Origin of the sequence: Allorhizocola rhizosphaerae (assembly GCF_003426775.1) — a bacterium.
GTDB lineage: Bacteria > Actinomycetota > Actinomycetes > Mycobacteriales > Micromonosporaceae > Allorhizocola > Allorhizocola rhizosphaerae.
Window position 1 is genome coordinate 17,776 of the sequence record NZ_QJUG01000063.1, and the last position, 21,681, is coordinate 39,456.

The following is a 21,681-nucleotide window of genomic DNA, read 5'->3' on the forward strand; positions in this document are numbered from 1 at the left end:
TGAGCCTGGCACAATGCTGCGCGTGTCCGAGCTCCCAGACGCGCACCGCAGTCACCGTGAACAGTTGCTCGCCAGCCTATCGGCGCAATTACAGGAGCTCGGCATTCAAGCCATGTTCGGCGTGCTGCAGCGGTACTACGACCTGTATGGCTTCATGCCCGAGGGGCTGACCGGCCTGGTTGTCGACCAGCCGGACGGGCCGGGCCGCATGCAGGTCACGGTGGTGGGTGTGCGCCGCACGGTGCCGCCGGGCGAGGGTGGCCTGTCGCCTGACCGCCGCACCTGGGTGCGTGATCTCGACATCCTGTACGACCTCGGCGGTGACATCGCGTTCGAAATCACCACATTCGACGATCGCACCCTGCGCCCGTCCGGGACGAACGCGCTCTGGGCGGCACGCAGGCTGACCCACGACGAGCAGGCCGTGATCGATGCGATCCGGCTCTGGTACGGCTATCGCGACTCGCTGCGGGCCACGCCGCCCAAGCTGGACCCGGACCGCAGGCGCGCCCAGCTGGCCCGGCAGATCGCCGCGCGCGAATCGGCCGCCGGCGCACCGAGCGTCAGGCTCGCGGTGGACGCGTCCGAGGTACCGGAAAAGGATCTGGCGCAGCTCGACCATGCGCAACTGTGTTATCACTTCCCCCGCGATCGCCACGGCCGCTACGCCAGGAGCGTGGTCGTCGTGCTCGCTCGATACGACACCAAGCTCGCCAAGCGCGGGCCGTGGCTGGCGGTGCGGGCCGATGGCGACTCGCTTGTCATCGGCATCGAGGCATTGATCGGCGAGAATCAGGACCACCGGTGGGACAATCTGCCGTGGCTGTGGAGCACCGCCCACCGCGACACCCCACCTGAAACGCGTTGGCAGCTGCCCAATGCCGAGCACGTGCGGCCCATTGTGGACCTGCTGGACCAGGGCGCGCTGACCGACGCGCTCACCCTCTGCGGCGTCGACGTCGACACCCGTCTCGCCGCTCTGCTGGCCGGATATCCGATCAGTTACGAGTACGCCCGGTACACCGACGGCTGGGTCAATCGCCTGTACGAGCAGCTGCCCAACTGCGCACCGTGGCGGCTGGCCGCCGCGCACCGGGTGTGGGAGGCGCAGCGCGATCCGATTCGCCGCCGGCGTCCCACCGGCGAGCCGATTGTCCTGTTCGGACTCAAGGGCCTCAACCGGAGCGCCAAGCCTGTGGTCTCGCTCGAAACCCGCGACGGCGTGCCGCGCCTGATCATGGACTGGACCGCCAGCAACGCACGTCTGCCCCGAGCGCTCTGGGAACGCCCAGTCGACCTCGACGCCGCGCTGCTTACGACCAACGCCGGCTGACCGCCCACGCTGCGTGGCCCGGCTCTGATCCGGCCCGCGGGCTGCAACAAACCTGCAAACGCCTGCTCTTGAAATAGGGAAAGCGCTTTCCATACCCTGAGGTTCACCAATATTCACTCCTTGGGCCGGGAACAGGAGTTCGCCACGCGCTGCGGGATGCCCGCCTCATGCGCGGCCCGTCGCGATCATCACGCAATTCAGCAGCAGCAACACCCCACACAAGCGAGACGAAGGTGAGGCGAGCATGAGACGACCAGTCGCATCGCGGCTCTACGCGGCGCTGGCCACGACGGCCGTGGTGGCCGCGGCCGGGGTGGCTTTGTCGGTACCGAGCGCGTCCGCGGCAACCGGCGGCGTCACCGGCTACGCGACCCAAAACGGTGGAACGACCGGTGGCGCGGGTGGGCAGACGGTGCGGGCCACGACGGGCACCGCGATCCATGCGGCCCTGTGCAACCGGGCCAGCAGCAGCACCCCGATCATCATCGAGGTTTCCGGAACCATCAACCACGGCAACACCAGCAAGGTGTCGGGACCAAGCTGCAACACGGCCGACGGCTTGATCGAGCTCAAGCAGATCAGCAACGTCACGATCGTCGGAGTCGGTGGCGGAGCCGTCTTCGACCAGCTGGGCATCCACATCCGCGAGGCCCGCAACATCATCATCCGGAACGTGACCGTCCGCAACGTCAAGAAGTCGGGCTCGCCCACGTCCAACGGTGGTGACGCCATCGGCATGGAGAGCGACGTGCGCAACGTGTGGGTCGACCACGTCACCCTGGAGGCCTCAGGCGGTGAGGCGGAGGGGTTCGACGGCCTGTTCGACATGAAGGACAACGTCCAGTACGTGACCCTGTCCTACAGCATCCTGCGCAACTCCGGCCGCGGCGGCCTCGTCGGCTCCAGTGAAAGCGACCTGTCCAACGGCTACATCACCTACAACAACAACCTGTACCAGAACATCGACTCCCGCACGCCGCTGCTGCGTGGCGGCATCGCCCACATCTACAACAACCACTACGTGGGCCTCGTCGAGTCCGGCATCAACTCCCGGGCCGGAGCTCGCGCCAAGGTGGACAACAACTACTTCCGGAGCTCCAAGGACGTCCTGGGCACCTTCTACACCAACGAGCGCGGCTACTGGCAGGTCAGCGGCAACATCTTCGACAACGTGACCTGGTCGGCCCCCGGCAGCGAGAACTACCCCGCCGGGCCCGACGTCCAGTCCAACACCACGGTCAGCATCCCTTACTCGTACCGGCTCGACGGGGCCGGCTGCGTGCCCAGCATCGTCAGCCAGACGGCCGGCGCCAACAAGGGCCTGCTGGTGTCCGACGGCAACTGCGGCACGCAGTCACCGACCCCCAGCCCAACCCGGACCAACAGCCCTTCGCCATCAACGAGCCCGACGCCGTCGGCCACCTCTTCACCCAGCGGGACCAATCTGAGCATTGGGGCCGGTTCCGACGGGTCCAGCAAGGCCGACGGGACGAGCTACGGCAACGTGCGCGATGGCAACATGAGCACCTACTGGTCGCCGGCCGGCTCGACCGGTGACATCTCGATCAAGTGGAGCTCCGCCAAGTCGATATCCAGGATCGTCATCCGTGAGGCGTCAGGAGCCGTGGGGTACATCGGATCCTGGCAGGTCATCAACGCCGACACCGGAGCGGTCCTGCGATCGGGCAGCGGGGCGGGCACCATCACGTTCACCGCGACCTCGATGACCAAGGTTACCTTCAGGATCACCAGCTCGACCGGCACACCGCGGGTGGCCGAGTTCGAGACCTACGCCGCATAGCGGCCCGCGCTGGGCGGGGCCGTCCAAATTGGACGGCCCCGCCCAGCCGGTTCGCCGGGTCAGGTGCCGTAGACCTGAAACTCCCACAGCGAGAAGCCCCACTGCGTCGCGCGTAGTGTGCCGTTCATGCGCACGTACCGCCCGTTACCGGAGACGCTCAGATCCTGAACGCCCCCGTTTCCGGTTGTGGTGGAGTAGACGGTTGTCCATGTGACACCGTCCTGCGACGTCTGGATCTGGAATGCCCGGCCACATGCCACCTCCCAGTTGAGTACCACCCGGTTTATGGCGCGTGCCGAGCCGAGGTCGACCTGCAGCCATTCCTGGTCGGTGTAGGCGCTGGACCAACGCGTCGTGGTGTCGCCGTCGACGGCGTAGCGCGCCACGTTGCCCGTTGTCTCCTCGTTCGATGAGCTCGTCACCGGGCGGCCTAGCGACAGCGGGGTGACGGTGTGCAGCATGCGGTCCACGGTGCCGAGCTCGGTGACCAGGGCTTCGATCTGCGGCGAGCCCTCGGTGTAAACCCTGTCGAACAGCTCCCGGGAGTGGCGAGCGTACTGCGCGGCCAGGAGATCCGAGCGCGGTGTGAGGTAACCGGCGAGGCAGTTGGCGACATGGTCGCCGACCGCGTCGGCCACCGGGCAGTCGTTGTCGTAGGGTGCGGCCTGCCCGGCCTTGACGTTCGGCGAGTACCCGATTTTGCACGGCAATCCCGCGCTGCTCTGCTCGCAGCCGGAATAGTTGTCCTTCGCGCGTTCGAACGCGTTGGTCAACCCACTGTCACCGGGGATGCCGGGCAGCGGCGCGTAATCGCCGAGCAGGCGCTGGTTGCCGTACAGCAGCGAGTTCAGAATCGCGTTGCCCTCCAAGGCCTTGGGGAAAGCGACCTCGGTGTATGCCTGGATCAGCGACAGGGTCCGGGTCAGCGTCCGGTTGGCGCGGCCGAGCTCGGTGTCGCCGCGAATCTCGGCGCTGACCGTCTGGAAGTACTGCAGTGCCTTGCCTTGCAGCGCGGCCGTGGTCCGCCGGTGGGTGTCATCGAACGGTGGTGGGTTGAGGAAAACCGACGAGGACTGCTCCACCAAGGCCTTGTACTTGGAGCTCCAGTTGGCGCGCACCTGGTCGACCGCATCCTTGCAGGTCTGCGTGTCGTATTTGACGTTGTAGGTACAGATCGAGCCGAAGTAACTCTGGTGAGTCACGGTCCTGATGTCCTGTGCCGGCTGGCCCGGCCACTGGATCTGGTTCTTTACCTGGATTCGCACGCTGCCCCACGTGTTTTCCGTGGGATCGCCGTCGATGTCGGCCCAAGCGGCCGTCCAGCATGAGGAGAAGGCGGGCTTGTTGTCGCTGGGCATGGCCAGCGCCGCGGTCTGGTAGACGTTGGGCAGCGTGGTGTAGGTGGTGTTGCCGGCGGCGCTGATGACCGACGTGCCGGGCTTGCCGCAGACCGGCATTCCGGGCGGGCCGGCGATCCGGGTGGGCGGTGCCTGGTCCGCTCCTCCGAACGGGCTATACGCGCCCCCCGAGATCCGGTTGCGTACCTTGAGCAGTTCCGCTGACACGGCGTTGACGTCGCGGCGGTATTCGCTGACGATGCCGGTGAAGACATTGTTGGTGGTGCCGTCCGAGTTCGGCGCGCTCAGCCATCGGGTTGCCGTGAGGTAGTCACTGCCGGTGTTGCGTATCTCGGTGGACCGGTAAGAGGCGATCCGCTGCGCATAGGCCGGGTTTTGCAGTTGCAAGGCGGCGTACGCGCGGGCTCCGAGCTGAAACACCCCCGCGCTCGGCACGGTCTTGGCGGGCGTCGGAACGGCGGCGCCGTACCGGTTTTGAGCGAGCCACGTCAAGTACGACACCGAGCCACCGGGCCCGTAGGTGTTCAGCACGTTGGCGGCGTTCTCCACGCCCGTGTTGTTGATTTCCGTCGAGGCGAACGGCTCCTGCCGCGACGTCTGCCACGAGGCGAGATGGAAGGTGTTTTCCACCTGCGCATAGGTGCTGTAGTCCGGAATCGGCTGTCCCGTCCGCTGCTGATAGTTCAGATAGCCGTTGACATCGGTGCGCAGCGGCGCCAGGGCGGAGTTCTGCAGGGCACGGGCGGTGAACAGCGCCAGAGTGTCCACTTTGGAGTCGATCCGCAGCAGCGTCTGCTGGATGTCGCTGAGCTGTCCGCGGATCACGCTGATGTCCCCGGAGAGCTTGGCGAACTGTGTCATCAGGTCGGAGTAGACGATGGTGAGGGCGCGTTCGATCGCGTCGAACCGGGTGTTCATCTCCACCCGCAGGTTGCTGACGTCCAGCCGCAGTTCCCGGATCTGGTCCATGATCATTTGTTCCGGCGTGGGTCCGGAGGCGAACATCGGCAGAATGCTCATCACCGCACCGAGGATGTTGCCGGTCAACGTCATCGTGCTGAGCGAGGACAGCGCCTGTCCGACCGTGAGACCGGCGACCGTCGGCAGATAGTTGTTGACCGCCGTGGCGATCGCCAACCCGGCCTTGCCCAGGGTGGAGATGTGATTGCCCAGGGCCGGGTCGACGAACCCGGCGAGCGTGGACAGGATGAACAGCCCCGATCCGAGGGCGTCGAGCTCGACCTGCCGGTCGGCGGCCTGACGAAGCGCCTGTGTGTACGCCTCGGGCGTCGGCTTTGGACCGGGACCGACCGGATATCGCAGCGACGCGGCCGCCAGTTGCGCCACGATTTGGTCGTTCTTCGCGCTCAGCGCGGCGAAGGCCGCCTGCACCTGCTCGCGGATCTCCTGCAGGTAGGCGGTCTGCGAGCTCTGGTTCTGCAGGATCGCCTCGACGTCGAAGTAGGTGGCGATGAGCGGATCGGCCAGCAGGTTGTCGACGGTGGCATCGAGCGTGACGCCCGCCCGGCCGCCGACCATGCCGTTCCAGGCGGCGGTGAAGTCCGCGTCCTGCTGCCCGAGCCGGGTGACGTCCTCCCATGCCCAGCGCTGTGTTTGGTAGTAGTGGGTCAGAAACATGTTGGTCTGGAACGCGCCCGTGACCTGATTCTCGATGGCGGCGGTCTGCGCGAGGTTCTCACCGATCGTGCTCTCCAGCAAGACCTTGAGCCCGGGCGTGGCGATCGAGACGCCGGGCACGCCAGATGCGGCTTCGATGAACTTGATCATGCCGTTGTAGAGCCCGGCGCCGTAGATGTCGGCGACGTACGTCGCGTCGATGGCACCTTTGACCCTTGCCATGTGCCGAGCGATGTCCGCGGTGGTCGCTGCGGGGTTGGCCCGGCGCCAGTCCGCCGCCGCGACGGATAGCACCATGTCTTTGAGGCCCTGCAACCCGGGTGCGTGCACGCGCATGTAGGCGGCGAACACGTGGTTGCGGAACTGCTGCTCATCTATGTTTACGTTGGCGTTTGCGGGTGCTGCCGGTGCCAGGGCCAGGCACAGGACCGCTGCGAGCAGCCCGGCAGTTCGGCGCAGCCATGCGATCCGCCGACCCGGCGGTGCCTGGCGGGGTTGGGATGACACGTTGACCTCCTTCACCGTCCGCGGTGCGCGGAACGGGCCGGGACAGTGTCGGCATCAGCACTGCGAGGTCACTGGAAATCCTGTTCAGAGGCGGTAGCGGGCCAAAATCCGGCTGATGTCGTCGCGGCTGAGGCTCCGCCCGGCACGCGTCGCCGCTTCGAACCGCCCAGCCGGCAGCGCGGCCGCGACAGCACGCCGGACCGCCGGCGCGTCGAGCGGGTCGGTCCGCACAGGCGCGAACCCGATCTCGGCAGACATCGCTTCGACCGCTCCGAGTAACCGCGCGGCATCGCGGGCGGGATCGCTGCCCGCTGGAATATCCGACGCGGCGCCGGTGTCGGCGAGTTCGGCGAGCGCCCCGGCGGTGGTGTGGGCGACCATCAGCCAGGTGGTCTGGTCACCGGATCGCGACAGGTGCGTGAGCACGGCGGCACCGAGGTCGGCGGCCGCCCGTGCCCGCCCCCGGGCGCGTTCGGTTTTGATCAGCGCCCAGGACGCGGAGTAGAGCACCCACTCGTGGCCGCAGCGCAGTGCCGTCCGCCACGCTGTGTCCAGATAGGACACTGCCGCGTCGAGGTCGCCGGCCAGGCCGCTCACCACCCCGAGCGAGGCCGTCGCCTCGGCCCGCACCCAGTCCAGATCGGTGGCCAGCGCGAGCCGCGCACCCCGGTTAGCTTCGGCCAAGGCCTGCTCTGGCGGCGTGCCCAGGAGGATCGCGAAGTGTGCCGCGTATCCGAGGCAACGGGCCTGCGTCACCTGGTCCCCGGCTTGGGCGGCCGTCTCGCCGGCCAAGGTCATCAGGGTGTGCGCCTGAGCGACGTCGCCGCCGAGGTAATTGAGCCCACCGAGGGCGAACCGGGCGCGGGCCAGGGTCGCGGCGGGAGCCTCCGCGCCCGCGGCATCCAGGAACCGGCGCAACAGGGATATCCCGTCGCTGATGGCTCCCCAGCGGTACCAGAACCACATCAGCGACGACCCGATCCTCAGCCCTGACACGGCATCGCCGAAGGATTGCGCGGCGGCCAGGGCCGCCCGGATGTTGTCGCGTTCTTGCTCAAGCCGCGAGCCCCAATAGGCGGCCCCGCCCGCAACCATCGCGCGATCGGCTTCCTCCGTTATCTCCAGTACCCACCGCAGGTGCGCTCGCTGGACCGCGGCACGCTCCGCGGGCGTCTGCAGGTGCCTGGCGAATTGGCGCACCGTTTCCAGCAACCGGTACCGATCACCCGGGCCGCGCATGACCAGCGAGCGATCCACGAGATTCCCGATGCCCTCCAACACCTGCGTGCCGGGATCCGGGTTGACGGCGGCGGCCACCGCCTCGGCCGCGTCGAGCGTGAATCCTCCGGCGAACCCGCCGACCATGCGCAGCAGATCCTTCTCGGTCGGTTCCAGCAGCGAGTATCCCCAGTCCAACGCCGCTGTCACCGAGCGGTGCCTGGCTGGGCCGCCGCGCTTGCCGCCGGTCAGCAGGCCGAGCCGGCCGGTGAGGCCGTCGGCCAGCCGGTCCAGCGGAAGCACCCGTGACCGTGCCGCGGCGATCTCCACGGCCAGCGGAAGCCCATCGACCACCGCACAGATTCGCCGGATCAGCCGCTCGTCGACCTCGCCGGCGGGTGTGCCGGGGTGAAACACCTGTGCGCGCCGCATGAACAGATCGACCGCGTCGTCGAGCTGCAGCGGCTCGACCTGCACGATCGTCTCACCGGCCACGCGCAGCGGCTGCCGCGATGTCGCGAGCACCCGGAGCCCCGGGCAGTATCGCAGCAGCGCGGCCACCGCCTCCGCGGTCGCGTCCACCAGGTGCTCACAGTTATCGATCACCAGCAGGGTCTCCCAGCCCCGCAGCACGTCCGTCAGCAGGTCCACGCCGTCGACCCCGACCAGGCCCAACGCCCTCGCGACCGTCGCGGCCACCAACCCCGCGTCGCGCACCGGGGCGAGCTCGACCAGCCACGGCCCACCACCCGAGGACGCCCGCACCGACTGGGCCACCTCCAGCGCCAACCGGGTCTTGCCCACCCCACCCGCACCCACCAGGGTCACCAACCGGTGCCGGGCGATCAGTTCAGCCACGGTGCCCAGCTCGGCCCGCCTGCCGACGAACTCGTCCAGTGCCACGGGCAGCCGCCCGGTCGGCAGCGCGGTCTCGTCCGCGACCCGGGTCGCCGGCCCGCCAAGACCGGGTGACTGGGCAAGGATCTGCGACTCCAAGGTGCGCAACCGCTCGCCCGGATCGACCCCCAGCTCCTCGGCGAGATGTCGCTGCGCGGTGCGCAACGAGGCGAGCGCATCGCCCTGTCGCCCGGCGCGGTATTGCGCCAAAGCCAACAGCTCCCACAATCGTTCGTCCAAAGGCGACTCGTCGGCGAGGGCGGTCAGCGGGGCGATCGCGCCGGCGTGTTCGCCCAACGCGATCGCGGCGGCGTGCCGGTCCACGACCGCCGCCGCCCGGATGCGCTCCAGCCGGGCGGCGTGGGTGACCAGCATCGGTGCTTCCGGAACGTCTTCGTACGGGCGGCCACGCCACAACGAAAGCGCCGTGTCCAGCATCGCCGCGGCAGCGCCCGGCCGGTGTGCCGCGAGCGCCGCATGGGCTGCGGCCGCGATGCGCTCGAACTGGTACACATCAACGCTTCCCCCAGGCAGATACAGCGCGTACCCGGTGCGCTCCCACACGACGCGGCGCGCTGTGGAACGGGCGCTGCGGCCAGGTTCGAGCAGCCGCCGCAGCAAGGAAACGTAGCCCTGCAAGGTGTTCTCGGCCTTGCCCGGAGCCCGGTCCGGCCAGAGCTGCTCGATCAGCGTCGTGGTCGACACGACATGTCCCCCGGCGGCGAGGAGCAGCGCGAGCACCGTGCGCGGCCGCGGTCCGCCGATCTGGACCTCCACACCATCCACGCGCAGACGCATCGGCCCGAGCACCGACACCCACACGTCGCCCATCCAGCCCCTCGGAGTTCTCAGCTCGCCGCCCGTGATCGTAGCGCCCGTGTCGGCTTCGTCCGCGCTATACCGCCATCAGGCACATTGTCATGACAGGCGCCACAGCCGGTCAGGCTCGGGGTCCACTCTGTTCACGCCACGTTCACCTGGATCGGAATCTTCGGCTACCTCGGACAGGCATGGTCGCAGGAGCAAGGCCAGCAGGCCGTCAACCATCTAGGAAGGCAAACCTCCTGTGAACCAAAAAGTGCTTTCGCGGCGCGGCGTCGCCGGTGTCGCGCTCGCCGCGATCACTGCGATCGCTCTTGCCGCCTGTGGCTCGGGCCAACCGAGCACCACGCCGCAGGGGTCTGCGGCCACCGGCATTGAAGGCGCCTCAGGCGAGCTCAAAGGCTCCGGCGCGAGTTTCCCGAATGCGTTCTACCAGGAGATCGTCGCCGAGCTGCAGGGCAAGGCGAAAAACCTCAAGGTCACTTATAACTCGGTTGGATCCAGCACCGGCAAGAAGGAGTTCGCCCAGGGGCTGGTCGACTTCGCCGGCTCGGACAGTCTGGTCAAAGACTCCGATGGCATCGCCAAGGACTCCTTCTACTACCTGCCCACCGTGGCCGCTCCCATCACGGTGTCCTACAACCTCCAGGGCGTGGACAAGCTGCAGCTGAGCGCCGCCACGGTCGCCAAGATCTTCCAGCGGGACATCAAGACCTGGAATGACCCGGCCATCGCCGCGGACAACCCGGGTGTCACCCTTCCCGCGACCGCGATCACGGTGGCGCACCGCACGGACGGCTCCGGCACCACCGCCAACTTCACCAAGTACCTGACGGTGGCCGCCAAGGACACCTGGAAGCTGGGCACCGGCGACACGGTGGAATGGTCGGCCGACACCCAGGGCGGCGCCAAGAACACGGGTGTGGCGCAGATCGTCACTCAGGTCAACGGCGCCATCGGCTACGTCGACCTCAGCGACGCCACCACGCTGAAGCTGAAGTTCGCCGCCATCAAGAACAAGGACGGCAAGTTCGTTCTGCCGACCTTGGAGGGCACCACCGCCGGTCTCAACGGGGCGAAGGTGAACGACGACCTGTCCTACGACCCGCTCGACGCCTCCGGTGCCGACGCCTACCCGATCACCGCGCCGACCTTCCTTCTGGTCAAGCGCAAGTACGACGACCCGAAGAAGGCCGAGCTGGTCAAGGCCTTCGTCAAGTACATGCTCACCGACGGCCAGGCACTGGCCAAGGAGGTGCACTTCGCGCCGCTGCCGGACTCGCTGAAGCAGAAGGCCCTCGCGCAGCTGGACAAGGTCAGCTGAACGAGCTGATGAGTCTGAGGTGGGGCCGGGTCGGATACGACCTCGGCCCCACCGGTCACCCTTCGGAGATGAGATGACGCAGCAGCCAAATCCAGCACTGGCAATGTCCAGCAAAGCGCGCAGCCGGATTGCGGACCGGACCTTCTGGGCGATATGCCTGATCGCCGGCATCGCCGTGCTGGCCATCCTCGGCCTGATCCTGGGCAGCCTGATCAGCCAATCGATGCCGGCCTTCCGCGAGGCCGGACTGGACATGTTCACCAACACTCGATGGGTCCCCAACGATCCGGACGCCGACGGGCCCGCCGGGCCGATCTACGGCCTGCTCGCCTTCGCCTACGGGACCGTGGTGGTGTCGATCATCGCCCTGATCTTCGCGGTCCCGGTCTCGCTGGGCATCGCCCTGTTTCTGACCGAGCTCGCCCCCCGGCGCGTCCGCGGAACCGTGGTCACCTTCATCGACCTGCTCGCCTCCGTGCCGTCCGTGGTGTTCGGGCTCTGGGGCGTCCTGGTGGTCGCGCCCGCGTTGGTCCCCGTGTACCAGTGGCTACACGGGACGCTCGGCGGTATCCCCGTGCTCGGCAGGTTGTTCGGCGAGGCCGCCAGCGGTCGCAACTTCATGACCGCCGGAATCATCCTCGCCCTGATGATCGTGCCGATCATCACCTCGATCTCCCGGGAGGTGTTCGACACCGTCCCCGACTCGGACAAACAGGCGGCATGGGCGCTGGGCGCCACCCGTTGGGAGATGATCAAAGGATCGGTCCTGCCGCACAGCTTCGGCGGCGTGGTCGGCGCCATCATGCTCGGTCTGGGCCGGGCGATGGGGGAGACCATTCTGGTCGCGCTGGTGATGGGCAGCGCCGTGCAGATCACGCCCAACCTGTTCGCCGGCGGCTACGCGCTGCCCGGAGCCATCGTCAACCTGTTCGGGGAGTCCTCCGGCACCTTCACCGCCGTGCTGATGGTCATGGGTGTGGTGCTGTTCGTCATGACCGTGCTGATCAACCTGCTCGCTCGCGTCATCGTGCGCAGGGCCGAAGTCCGGATGAAGGGAGCCACCGCATGACCACGGCCACCGCGCCGGCCAAGCGGTCGGCGGCAACGCCTGATCTCAGCCGGGCGGCGCTGCCCTTGCGCCGCCGTGCCATAGACCTGACGGCCCGCCTCCTCATGGTGCTGGCAGTGCTGGCTGCGGGGGTTCCGCTGCTACTGGTGATCTACCACGTGCTCGCCAAGGGGGTGGGAATAGTCGATCTCGACTTCCTCACCGCCGACATTCCGGTGCGTGCCCGCGTCGCCGGGCCGGGCATGGGCCCAGCGGTGGTGGGCACGCTGATCATCACCGGAGCCGCCGCGCTGCTGTCGATCCCCCTGGGCGTGCTGGGCGCTGTCTACCTCAACGAGTACGGCAAGCAGTCCCTGCTGGCCCGGGTGATCCGCACGATGGCAGACGTCATGACCGGCGTGCCGTCAGTCGTGATGGGTCTGTTCATCCTGGTCGTCTGGGTGCTGGCGGTCGGTGAGCAAACCGGTTTCGCCGCCGCGTTGGCACTGGCCTGCCTGATGCTCCCGGTCATCATCCGCAGCTCGGAGGAGATGCTCCGGCTCGTGCCCGACGAGCTGCGTCAGGCCAGCGCCGCGTTGGGCGCGCGCCGCTGGCGCACCACCGTGTCGGTGGTGCTGCCCGCAGCGATCTCCGGGATCACCAGCGGCGCCATGCTCGCCATCGCCCGCGCGGCCGGTGAAACCGCACCGATCGTCGTGGTCGCCGGGACGGTGACCTGGACCAACTGGAACCTGTTCGAGGGCAATAACACGACATTGACCGCGCAGATCTTCAAGAACGCGGTCGAGCCGTTCGAAGCCGCCCACGGACGAGCCTGGGGCGCGGCCCTCACCCTGATGATGATTGTCCTGGTCTTCACGATCCTCGCAAGATTCATCGCCGGCCGCTTCGCTATCAAGAACCGTTGAGGTGTTGAGACAAATGACTTCCGTAACCTCCATATCCACCCTCATACCGGGAAACGCGTCTGCCATGCCGACCTCCTCAGCAAGAACCGTCATGCAACTCACAGACGTGAGCGTCTTCTACGGCGCCTACGAAGCTGTGCGTGGCACCACCATGCCGATTCGTGAACACCAGATCACCGCGATGATCGGGCCCTCCGGCTGTGGCAAGAGCACTGTGCTGCGATCGCTCAACCGGATGAACGACCTGATCAACGGTGCCCGGATACAGGGCACGATCACCTTCCACGACCAGGATCTGTATGCGCCGAATGTGGATCCCATCCAGGTGCGCCGCCGGATCGGCATGGTCTTCCAGAAGCCCAACCCGTTCCCCAAGTCCATCTATGAGAACGTGGCCTACGGGCTGCGCATCAATGGCATCAAGGACAACCTGGACGGCAGGGTGGAGAAGGCACTGCGCGACGCCGCCCTGTGGGACGAGGTCAAAGGCAAGCTCAACACCAGCGGACTGGCGCTGTCCGGCGGTCAGCAGCAGCGCCTGTGCATCGCCCGCGCCATCGCCGTGCAGCCCGAGGTGATTTTGATGGACGAGCCGTGCTCCGCGCTCGACCCGATCGCCACCGGCAAAATCGAAGACCTGATGCACGAACTATCGCGCACCTTCACGATTGTCATCGTCACGCACAACATGCAGCAGGCCGCCCGGGTTTCGCACTACACGGCGTTTTTCACCGCCGAGGTGGACGACAAGCAGGTGCGCCACGGCCGGCTGGTCGAGTTCAACGACACCGGCCGCATCTTCACCAACCCCAACGACAAGCGCACGGAGGACTACATCACGGGCCGGTTCGGCTAAGCGACGGTTCGGATAAGGAACATAGGGCCCAATGCTTATGACCACCATGCCCCAGCCTGCCGCTGTCCGCCGCGGGCCAGGACTGCGGTTCGTCCTGGTCATCGCCGACTCCGACCCCGTCATCGCGGGTGAGCTCGCCACCGAGCTCACCCGCCATCACATCGAGGTTCATGTGTGCACCACGGCGGCCGAAGCCCTGCTTGCCGCCGGATCTTTGAAACCCGATACGGTACTGGCTGCGGCTGCGGCTGCGCAGGCGGGCGGAATCAGCAGCACGGAAATCGTGTCCGTGCTCGCCCGCGCCAGCGTCCCGGTGGTCGTCGGCATCAGCACCGCCGACGGCATCGACGCCGCTGCCGTGCTCGACGGCGGCGCCCGCGCCTGCGTCGCCCGGCCCTACCGCGTCAACGAGCTCATCCCCATCCTGCGCGCCATCCGTCCCGACCGCCTGGGCGGCGACCTCGACCCGGTCATCGAATGCGGTGCGCTCACCCTCGACCCGGCCACCATGGAGGTGCGCCTGCACGGCCGGCTCATCACCCTGCCGCTGCGGGAATATCTCGTGCTGCGGTTCCTCATGAACAACGCCGACCGCGTGGTCACACGGGAGCAGATCTATCAACACATTTGGGGTGGGGTCGCCGAGGCCGGCTCCAACACGCTGACCGTCCACATCAAACGGTTGCGCAAGCGGCTCGGCGACGACCTGAAGAAGCCGCACATCATCATCACCGTGCGCCACATCGGCTATCGCCTGGTGCCGCCGATCGCTCGGTAACGCGAACGCGCACAGGTCAACGCTTTTCCGCGCCGTCAGATCGTCACGCCAGGCTCAGGTGAAACCGCGTGCCGCGTGCGGCCGCCTCGCGCACCACCACCCTGAACGCCTGCAGACAGTCCAAAACGGACTCTTGATCGCGCTCCGCGGTCCACTCGGCCGAGCCGACGGCCGACACGAGCGCGTCAAGCGTCGCCACAGCGTCGGTGGGCCCATGCCAGAGCTCCTCCGCCGGCACGTCGTCGACAGCGGCGAAGTCCGACAGCGGCGCGTGGCCCGCGGCCACCGCCAGCTCGTCGAGCTCTTCGATGAATTCCAGCAGCACGACTCCCTCGTCGACCAGACCGTGCTCGTGCCGATCCTCGAAGACGGGCCACAACGCAAGACTCATGCGCGACATGCTAGACACGCCCACGGACAAAATCGGCCGGGCGGAACAGCCTGCTGCCCCGCCCGGCCGGGCCCTTGTTTGTCGCTAACCGGCGGTGCAGGACCGGATAGTGGGTCTGCCGCCGGTGTTGCCGTTGAAGTAGGTGGTGAAGCCGAAGTTGTTGCCGTTGCCGTTGGGGCGGGCGGTGAGCACCAGGCCGGAGCCGTCAGCGGTCACGGTGGCGTTCCAATTCGACTGCAGCCGTTGCGGCGACGGCAGAGCGATCACGACCGTCCAGTTGTTGCTGCCCGAGACCGCGACATTCGTGTTGTACCGGTCGCCGAACACCGTGCCGGCCGAGATCGATGCCGTGCAGCCACCGCCGCCCGGGGGCGAGGAGGTGGGCGCCGTTGCGGTCGGGATGACGCCGTTGTTGAGCGCGGCGAGCACCGCGTCGTAGGCCGGCTTCTTGGCCCCGCTTCCCGTGAACAGCAACGGGTTCTCGCTCGAACGCCACGAGTCGGAGTCGCGCACGCCCCACACCGTGATGCCCGTGCAGCGCGACACGGCCAGGCAGTCGTTGGTCACGTTGCGGTACGCGTCGACCGGCGCGTTGCGGATGTCCAGCTCGGTGATCTGCACATCGACGTTGAGCGAGGCGAACTGCTGCAGCGTCGTGCGATAGCTGCTCGGGTAGTTCGACCCGCCGGTGAAGTGCGACTGCAGGCCGACGCAGTCGATCGGCACGCCACGGTTCTTGAAGTCGCGCACCATGTTGAACACGGCCTGTGTCTTGGCGTAGTTCCAGTTGTCGATGTTGTAGTCGTTGTAGCACAGCTTGGCGTTCGGGTCGGCGGTGCGCGCCTCGCGGAACGCGGCCTCGATCCAGTCGTTGCCGGTCTGCTGCAGGTTGGAGTTGCGGCGCGAGCCGTTCTCCTCGAACGCCTCGTTCACCACGTCCCAGGCGAACACCTGGCCGCGGAAGTGGGTCGCCACCTGCCGCACGTGGTTGAGCATGGCTGAGCGAAGGGCGCTTCCGGACATCTGCTGCATCCATCCGGGCTGCTGCGAATGCCAGGCCAGGGTGTGTCCCTTGACGCGCATGCCGCGCGACCGTGCGTAGCTGACGATCTGATCCGCCGGTCCGTAAGTGAACTGGTTCTGGTTCGGCTCGGTGGCGTCGATCTTCATTTCGTTTTCGGGCGTCACCTGGTTGAACTCTCGATTCAAGATGGTGGTGTACGCGCCGTCGCTGAGCTTGTTCGCCGGGACCGCGGTGCCGTAGTAGCGGCCGCCACGCTCGGCGGCGGAGGCGCCCAGCGTGCTCGCGGCGGTGGCGGTGTTCTGCAACGCCATCGCGGCGACGATGCTGGCCGCGCTGAGTGCCCCGACGATGAGCGCGGCTCGGGCTCCTCCGCCGAGACGCGCTCGCCGAGCCGGTGGGACGGAGTGACTGATCATGTTGTACCCCTTCTGCCGGGCGGTCGCGCGGGACCTGCGCTGCCCGGCGCTGGTGGGTATGGGCGTCGTTCGGGGTCGCACATGGACGGCCTGAAAGGGAGCGGCCACCATCGACCTCGGTGGATGGGAAGTATGTCAGTGTTTCGAAAATCCCGTCAATAGATTCCGGAAACTTTCGGTGGCATCCGGTCAGGTGAGACCCGTGCTGATGTTCGGAGTGCCGAACCAACGCACGATCCAGTTCCGCAAGCCTTCCGATAGATCAGTCGGCGCCAACCGCTACCGACCAACCCAGTCGTACTCGCCTGTGGCCCAGCTGTCGAAGGGCGCCAGCCGCGCCAGGCTCGGTGCGGCAATGCCCACGGCCTCACCGAAGTTGCGCGCCAGCTGCCTGCAGACGGGCAGTTGCTCCATCACCGCGGACAGATTATAGGAGACGTCGAGCCGCCAGTCGTCCGAACCGAACCCCTCCACGTGAAACCGGGTGTCGGTCGCCGCAAGCATCTCGCACAGCACCATCACCCGTGTCGCGTACTCCTCCTCCGCGCGAACCGCGTCGATGCCGGCGTCGTCGGCGGGCTTCGTGGGGAGGTGCAGTCTCATGTCAAACATCGGGCTCCAGCTTCCCATGACGTCCAGGACGCTTGTAGGAGGCTATCCGCGCTAGCGCGCCAACCGAAGGCGGCGATCCCGGCGCTAAACTGCGATCTGCGGGAGGGTCAAGACAACGGGCAAGATTAAGGTTGCCGTACTTTGGGAGACGACCCTGGCCGCGGACGGCAGCGGACTCTCGGCAGCGATGGCGTTTCTTGCCGGGAGCACGGTTTGCAACTCGTGATTCGAAGGCCACACCCTCGCCCCAAGCCGCGTTCATCGCTGTCGTGAGTTCCCACGCCCACGCGCGCAGCGGGTGCGATAGCCTGCGAGGCGTGACGTATCTCGGCGAAAAGGGCGAGGCCAGCGCGGTGTTGCGGACCGACGTGCCGTCGCTGCGGATGAACCCGCAGACTGGCACATCGACCACGTTCGTGGCGCCGGGGTCGGTGACGCGGGGCGAGTTCGGGCTGTTCCGCTGGGACATGCCCGCAGGCGCGAGCGGAGCCGGGGCCCATTTTCACCGCACGTTCTCCGAGTCGTTCTATGTCATGGCGGGGGTCGTGACGTTCTACAACGGCGAGAAGTGGCTCGATGTCTCCGAGGGCGGCTTCCTCTACGTGCCGCCGGGCGGGCTGCACGGTTTCTCCAACAACGCCGACGTGGCCGCGTCCATGCTGATTCTGTTCGCGCCGGGCATCGCGCGGGAGAAGTATTTCGAGGAGCTCGCCGACATCCGGGCCACCGCACGCACGCTCACCGAGCAGGAATGGGCCGACCTGTTCGCCCGCCACGACCAGGTCAACGTCGACTCTTGACCTAAAGTCGACTTGAGGTTGCACACTGAGCCGCGTGATGAAAGCGGCGGCGTTCGCCCGGCATGGCGGCCCAGAAGTGTTGCAATTGATGGATTTTCCGGTACCCGAGCCCGGCCCCGGCCGGCTGCGGGTTCGAGTCCGCGCGGCGGGCGTGCAGCCATACGACCTCGCCGTGCGGTCCGGCTGGTTCCCGGCGGGCGTGGCGCATGACCTGCCGAAGATCCCGGGCAACGAGTTCGCAGGGGTCGTCGACCGGGCCGGCGATGGCGTGACAGGCTTCGCTTCGGGGGATGAGGTGCTCGGCTTCGGGCAGCTCAACGCGTACGCCGAATACATCGTGGTCCCGGCCGACCAGGTGACCGCCAAGCCAACGGACATGCCGTGGGAGGTGGCGGGCGGGTTCAGCGCGGGCGCGCAGACCGCTCACATCGCGTTGCAGGAGCTTGCGATAAAGGCCGGCGACACGCTCCTGGTGCACGGGGCGGCGGGCGGGGTCGGCACGGCCGCGGTCCAGCTCGCCGTCCACTATGGAGCGTCCGTCATCGGCACGGGCAGCGCGGCCAACCAACAATACCTACGGGAACTTGGCGCGACCCCGGTCGTGTACGGCGACGGGCTCGCTGAGCGGCTCGCCGGCAGAGGCGTCACCGCTGTGCTTGACGGCGCGGGCGGCGAGGCGCTGGCCGTGTCGCTGGACCTGGTGTCCGACCGCGGCCGCATCCTGACCCTCGTCGAGCACGGGCGGGCGCAAGAGCTGGGCATCCGAGTCACACCCCATGCGCGCTCGGCGGCCCGCCTCGCGGAGCTCGTCGAGCTGTACACGAAAGGCATTTTGAAAATCCACGTGCGCGAGACGTTCCCGCTCGCGAACGCGGCCGACGCCCATCGCGCGGTCGAAACCGGCCATGGGCGCGGCAAGGTCGTCATCGTCGTGCCTTAGCCGCGATCGAGCGGCCCCCAGTTCCGTACCGCTTGGGAGTCAACGAGTTTGTCCGCCTCCGCCAGCACACCGTCGGCAATCCACGCGATCGGGCGCCGGCAGATGACCAGCGGTTCGTTGTCCGGCCCGCGCCCGATCTCCGTCCCGGCCAGCACCCACGGCCGCGTTTGCGGACCCCGTCGCTTCGGCAGGTGTCGATAGTCGTAGAGCCTGCGCGCCACCCACAGCCGCAGCGGCCGCTCGCCCCACCAGGGCTCGACCGCGAGCGGGTTGGCCGACAGGCCCGGCAGCCGCACCCCGGTCAGCTCGTCGCGGCTGGACTGTGTGTGCGCCAGGTCCCTGGCCGGACCCTTGGACCACCGCACATACAGCTCTTCGTCCCGGACATCGCGCACCAGCCGGGCAAGCTCGTCAAGATCGGTGATGGTCCGCATCACGTCATGGCCGAGGACGTCTCGCCTCGGCCCCCCGCTCGCCGCGGTCGGCTGCTGTGCCACGTGGCCTCCTCTCGCGCCCGCCAGGCCGTAACCGTGATAATTCCCACCGGGCCGGGTAGTAATACCTATGCACGCGGACGCGATCATCATCGGCGCCGGGCACAACGGCCTGGTCGCCGCGAACCTGCTCGCCGACGCCGGCTGGGAGGTCGTCGTGCTGGAGGCGACGGGCCAGCCGGGCGGTGCGGTGCGCTCCGGCGAGCTGGCCGCGCCCGGCTACCTGAGCGACCTGTGCAGCGCCTTCTATCCGCTGGCGGTCTGCTCGCCCGCCCTGCGTCGGCTGCGCCTCGACGAGCACGGCCTGCGCTGGCGGCACGCCCCTGATGTGCTTGCCCACCTGCTCCCCGACGACCGGGCCGTGGTGCTCAACCGCGACCCCACCCAGACAGCGGTGTCGATCGATGCGTTCGCGCCCGGCGACGGCGAGCGCTGGCTCGCCACCCATCGCGAGTGGCGCAGCGTGAGCAATGCTCTGGTGAAGACGCTGCTGACCCCTTTTCCGCCGGTGCGGCACGGCTTTTCGCTCCTGCGCACGCTTCGCGCCGCGGGCGCGATTCGCATGGCCCGCCGCTTGATCCTGTCCGCTGAAGAGCTGTCCGGTGAGCTGTTTGCGGGTGAGGGGGCCAAACTCCTGCTCACCGGCTGTGCCCTGCATACCGATCTGAGCCCGCACGACGCCGGTGGTGGCGTCTACGGGTGGCTGCTGGCGATGCTTGGGCAGCAATATGGTTTTCCGGTACCGGACGGAGGCGCGCAACGTTTGACCGACGCACTCGTCGCCCGCCTGGCGGCCAAGGGCGGCACACTGATCTGCGACGCGCGGGCCGTACACGTGGCCGTGTCCGGTGGGCGTGCGGCCGGGGTGCGGTGCGCCGGCGGGCAGGCCTTCTGGGCCCGCCGGGCCGTGCTCGCCGACGTGCCCGCGCCCGCGCTCTATCTCGACCTGCTCGACCGGCGGCTGCTCCCGGCGCGGCTGATCGACGACATGGCGCACTTCCGCTGGGACGGCGCGACGGTGAAGGTCGATTGGGCGCTGTCGTCTCCCGTGCCCTGGGCCAATCCGGCGGTGGGTGGGGCCGGCACGGTCCACTTAGGAGTGGACATGCGTGGGCTGGCGCGATACGCGGCCGATCTCGCGGCGGGTGACGTGCCGTCCCGGCCGTTCGTCCTGGTTGGACAGATGACGACGGCGGATCCGGCGCGCTCGCCGGCCGGTACCGAATCGCTTTGGGCTTATACGCATTTGCCGCACGCCGAGCACTGGCCCGCCGACGTCATCGCCGAGCACGCCCAACGCATTCAGGAAACCATCGAGAAGCATGCGCCCGGCTTCGCGGAAACCATTGTGGGCAAACACGTCTCCGGACCGTCCGATTTGGAGGACGAAAACCCGAGTCTGGTCGGCGGCGCGCTCGGCGGGGGGACGGCCGCGGCATACCAACAACTTTTCCTGCGCCCCATCCCGGGGCTCGGCCGCGCGGACACGCCCATCGACGGGCTCTTCCTCGCCAGCGCTTCAGCGCATCCGGGCGGTGGCGTGCACGGCGCGCCCGGAGCAAACGCCGCCCGCGCCGCGCTCGCCAGGCATCGGGCGGGCTTTGTTTATCGGGCCGTGATGGGCGCGGCCCATCGTGCCCTCTATCGCCCGTCTATCGTCCGGCCTTGAGCACCACGCGCGTTTCCGCCTCTTCCCCGAATTCCCCGTCAGTACCGTAATCGCGCTCGTTGTCCAACGGCGCGTCCACGTTGTCGCGCCACCGGCCCGGGTCGATCGATTCGCCCGTCTGCTGTCCCTCGTATCCCTCGGCCGCCAGCTTGTGGTCGAGCCAGCCGGGCGCGATCGCGTTGGCGATCCTCGCCTTGATCGCCTGCCCGCCGACGGTCACCTCGCGCACGCGATGGTCGGCCGCCCACACGATCGCCTCCGCCACCGCACCGGGCGTGAATATCTTGTCGCCCATGGGTTTCGGATGGCGCGGCAGCCGCGTGCGCACCCACGAGAACTGCGGCGTGTTGACCGCGGGCAGCTGCACCATGCCGACCGTGATCCCGGGATGCTCGCGGAGCAGCTCGGGCCGCAGCGAGTCGACGAAGCCCTGGATCGCGTGCTTCGACGCGCAATAGGCCGACTGGAACGGGATGCCACGATAGGCCAGCACCGAGCCGACCTGCACGATCCGGCCCCGGCCACGGACGCGCATGGACTCCAGCGCGGCCAGCGTGCCGTGGACCGTGCCCAGGTAGTTGACCCCCATCACGCGGGCATGCTCGCGTGGCGTGATCTCCCAGGTGGGTGCGAACACGGACACCATGGCGTTGTTGATCCACACGTCGGGTGGGCCCAGCTCGGCCTCCAGCGCACGGGCCGCCGCGAACACCGCGTCGGCGTCGGCCACGTCGCACTGCGCGGTCGCGACCCGCTCGGCACCGTTCGTCTCGCACTCGCGCCGCGCGGCCTCCAGCCCGGCCGCCCCGCGGGCGATCAGGCCGAC

17 protein-coding genes are annotated in these 21,681 nt (G+C 67.8%); 10 read left to right on the top strand and 7 right to left on the bottom strand.

The genetic code is table 11. The features are described 5' to 3' along the window. Positions 1 to 22: 22 nt before the first annotated feature. Both DM816_RS15785 and DM816_RS15790 read left to right on the top strand, forming a co-directional pair. Entirely contained in the window at positions 23 to 1,333 is a 1,311-nt protein-coding gene (locus DM816_RS15785) for a hypothetical protein (RefSeq protein ID WP_162907510.1), read from the top strand. A 244-nt stretch (positions 1,334 to 1,577) separates the two neighbouring features. After that, entirely contained in the window at positions 1,578 to 3,134 is a 1,557-nt protein-coding gene (locus tag DM816_RS15790) for a pectate lyase family protein (protein WP_117210993.1), read from the top strand. Between the two features lie 59 nt (positions 3,135 to 3,193). On the opposite strand, the gene DM816_RS44480 is transcribed toward DM816_RS15790, so the two are convergent. Next, positions 3,194 to 6,637, bottom strand: coding sequence for a discoidin domain-containing protein (locus tag DM816_RS44480; RefSeq protein ID WP_246001962.1), 3,444 nt, complete (start codon positions 6,635 to 6,637; stop codon positions 3,194 to 3,196). Between the two features lie 84 nt (positions 6,638 to 6,721). Beyond that, the gene (locus DM816_RS15800) at positions 6,722 to 9,583 is read right to left on the bottom strand and encodes an AfsR/SARP family transcriptional regulator (protein WP_117210994.1); all 2,862 of its coding nucleotides are present in this window, start codon (positions 9,581 to 9,583) and stop codon (positions 6,722 to 6,724) included. Between the two features lie 235 nt (positions 9,584 to 9,818). On the opposite strand from DM816_RS15800, the gene pstS reads away from it, so the two are divergent. The 5 genes from pstS to DM816_RS15825 all read left to right on the top strand — a co-directional run bounded on the left by pstS (position 9,819) and on the right by DM816_RS15825 (position 14,509). Further along, positions 9,819 to 10,898 (top strand): phosphate ABC transporter substrate-binding protein PstS, encoded by a 1,080-nt coding sequence (pstS, locus tag DM816_RS15805; RefSeq protein WP_117210995.1) that lies wholly within the window; start codon positions 9,819 to 9,821, stop codon positions 10,896 to 10,898. Between the two features lie 103 nt (positions 10,899 to 11,001). Then, positions 11,002 to 11,967: a phosphate ABC transporter permease subunit PstC gene (gene pstC / locus DM816_RS15810; protein WP_246001963.1), complete on the top strand. Its 966-nt coding sequence runs from the start codon at positions 11,002 to 11,004 to the stop codon at positions 11,965 to 11,967. Next, complete coding sequence (gene pstA, locus DM816_RS15815; RefSeq protein ID WP_117210997.1) at positions 11,964 to 12,875, top strand: phosphate ABC transporter permease PstA; 912 nt, start codon at positions 11,964 to 11,966, stop codon at positions 12,873 to 12,875. Before pstC ends, pstA begins: the two co-directional genes overlap by 4 nt. A gap of 64 nt (positions 12,876 to 12,939) precedes the next feature. After that, positions 12,940 to 13,731 carry a phosphate ABC transporter ATP-binding protein PstB gene (pstB, locus tag DM816_RS15820; RefSeq protein ID WP_246001964.1) on the top strand — a complete coding sequence of 264 codons (792 nt, stop codon included), beginning with the start codon at positions 12,940 to 12,942 and terminating at the stop codon, positions 13,729 to 13,731. A gap of 37 nt (positions 13,732 to 13,768) precedes the next feature. Then, complete coding sequence (locus tag DM816_RS15825; RefSeq protein ID WP_117210999.1) at positions 13,769 to 14,509, top strand: winged helix-turn-helix transcriptional regulator; 741 nt, start codon at positions 13,769 to 13,771, stop codon at positions 14,507 to 14,509. A gap of 43 nt (positions 14,510 to 14,552) precedes the next feature. Here the strand turns inward: DM816_RS15825 and DM816_RS15830 are convergent, their stop codons facing one another. The 3 genes from DM816_RS15830 to DM816_RS15840 form a co-directional block, all read right to left on the bottom strand. Continuing rightward, positions 14,553 to 14,900, bottom strand: a complete 348-nt coding sequence (locus DM816_RS15830; RefSeq protein ID WP_162907511.1) for a hypothetical protein — start codon at positions 14,898 to 14,900, stop codon at positions 14,553 to 14,555. Between the two features lie 84 nt (positions 14,901 to 14,984). Further along, positions 14,985 to 16,340: an endo-1,4-beta-xylanase gene (locus DM816_RS15835; RefSeq protein WP_117211001.1), complete on the bottom strand. Its 1,356-nt coding sequence runs from the start codon at positions 16,338 to 16,340 to the stop codon at positions 14,985 to 14,987. A gap of 279 nt (positions 16,341 to 16,619) precedes the next feature. Next, complete coding sequence (locus DM816_RS15840; RefSeq protein ID WP_162907512.1) at positions 16,620 to 16,943, bottom strand: hypothetical protein; 324 nt, start codon at positions 16,941 to 16,943, stop codon at positions 16,620 to 16,622. Between the two features lie 326 nt (positions 16,944 to 17,269). Here DM816_RS15840 and DM816_RS15845 point away from each other — a divergent pair, with 326 nt between their 5' ends. Beyond that, positions 17,270 to 17,752, top strand: a complete 483-nt coding sequence (locus DM816_RS15845) for a cupin domain-containing protein (protein WP_117211003.1) — start codon at positions 17,270 to 17,272, stop codon at positions 17,750 to 17,752. Positions 17,753 to 17,789: 37 nt separating this feature from the next. Continuing rightward, positions 17,790 to 18,692, top strand: a complete 903-nt coding sequence (locus DM816_RS15850) for an NADP-dependent oxidoreductase (protein WP_117211004.1) — start codon at positions 17,790 to 17,792, stop codon at positions 18,690 to 18,692. Here the strand turns inward: DM816_RS15850 and DM816_RS15855 are convergent. Continuing rightward, positions 18,689 to 19,189 (bottom strand): DUF6098 family protein, encoded by a 501-nt coding sequence (locus DM816_RS15855; RefSeq protein ID WP_211588719.1) that lies wholly within the window; start codon positions 19,187 to 19,189, stop codon positions 18,689 to 18,691. The two genes, DM816_RS15850 and DM816_RS15855, sit on opposite strands and share 4 nt — an antisense overlap. A gap of 67 nt (positions 19,190 to 19,256) precedes the next feature. Between DM816_RS15855 and DM816_RS15860 the strand changes: the two genes are divergently transcribed. Then, positions 19,257 to 20,855 (top strand): phytoene desaturase family protein, encoded by a 1,599-nt coding sequence (locus tag DM816_RS15860; RefSeq protein WP_117211005.1) that lies wholly within the window; start codon positions 19,257 to 19,259, stop codon positions 20,853 to 20,855. Here DM816_RS15860 and DM816_RS15865 read toward each other — a convergent pair. After that, on the bottom strand, positions 20,839 to 21,681 hold an 843-nt coding region (locus DM816_RS15865; RefSeq protein ID WP_117211006.1), incomplete at its 5' end, for an SDR family oxidoreductase. The two genes, DM816_RS15860 and DM816_RS15865, sit on opposite strands and share 17 nt — an antisense overlap.

Excerpts from the sequence above, each read along its gene's own strand:
- DM816_RS15790 (WP_117210993.1), top strand. The coding sequence starts at position 1,578 with ATGAGACGACCAGTCGCATCGCGGCTCTACGCGGCGCTGGCCACGACG.
- DM816_RS15800 (WP_117210994.1), bottom strand. The coding sequence starts at position 9,583 with ATGGGCGACGTGTGGGTGTCGGTGCTCGGGCCGATGCGTCTGCGCGTG.
- pstC (WP_246001963.1), top strand. The coding sequence starts at position 11,002 with ATGTCCAGCAAAGCGCGCAGCCGGATTGCGGACCGGACCTTCTGGGCG.
- pstA (WP_117210997.1), top strand. The coding sequence starts at position 11,964 with ATGACCACGGCCACCGCGCCGGCCAAGCGGTCGGCGGCAACGCCTGAT.
- pstB (WP_246001964.1), top strand. The coding sequence starts at position 12,940 with ATGCCGACCTCCTCAGCAAGAACCGTCATGCAACTCACAGACGTGAGC.
- DM816_RS15825 (WP_117210999.1), top strand. The coding sequence starts at position 13,769 with ATGACCACCATGCCCCAGCCTGCCGCTGTCCGCCGCGGGCCAGGACTG.
- DM816_RS15830 (WP_162907511.1), bottom strand. The coding sequence starts at position 14,900 with ATGAGTCTTGCGTTGTGGCCCGTCTTCGAGGATCGGCACGAGCACGGT.
- DM816_RS15835 (WP_117211001.1), bottom strand. The coding sequence starts at position 16,340 with ATGATCAGTCACTCCGTCCCACCGGCTCGGCGAGCGCGTCTCGGCGGA.
- DM816_RS15840 (WP_162907512.1), bottom strand. The coding sequence starts at position 16,943 with ATGAGACTGCACCTCCCCACGAAGCCCGCCGACGACGCCGGCATCGAC.
- DM816_RS15850 (WP_117211004.1), top strand. The coding sequence starts at position 17,790 with ATGAAAGCGGCGGCGTTCGCCCGGCATGGCGGCCCAGAAGTGTTGCAA.
- DM816_RS15860 (WP_117211005.1), top strand. The coding sequence starts at position 19,257 with ATGCACGCGGACGCGATCATCATCGGCGCCGGGCACAACGGCCTGGTC.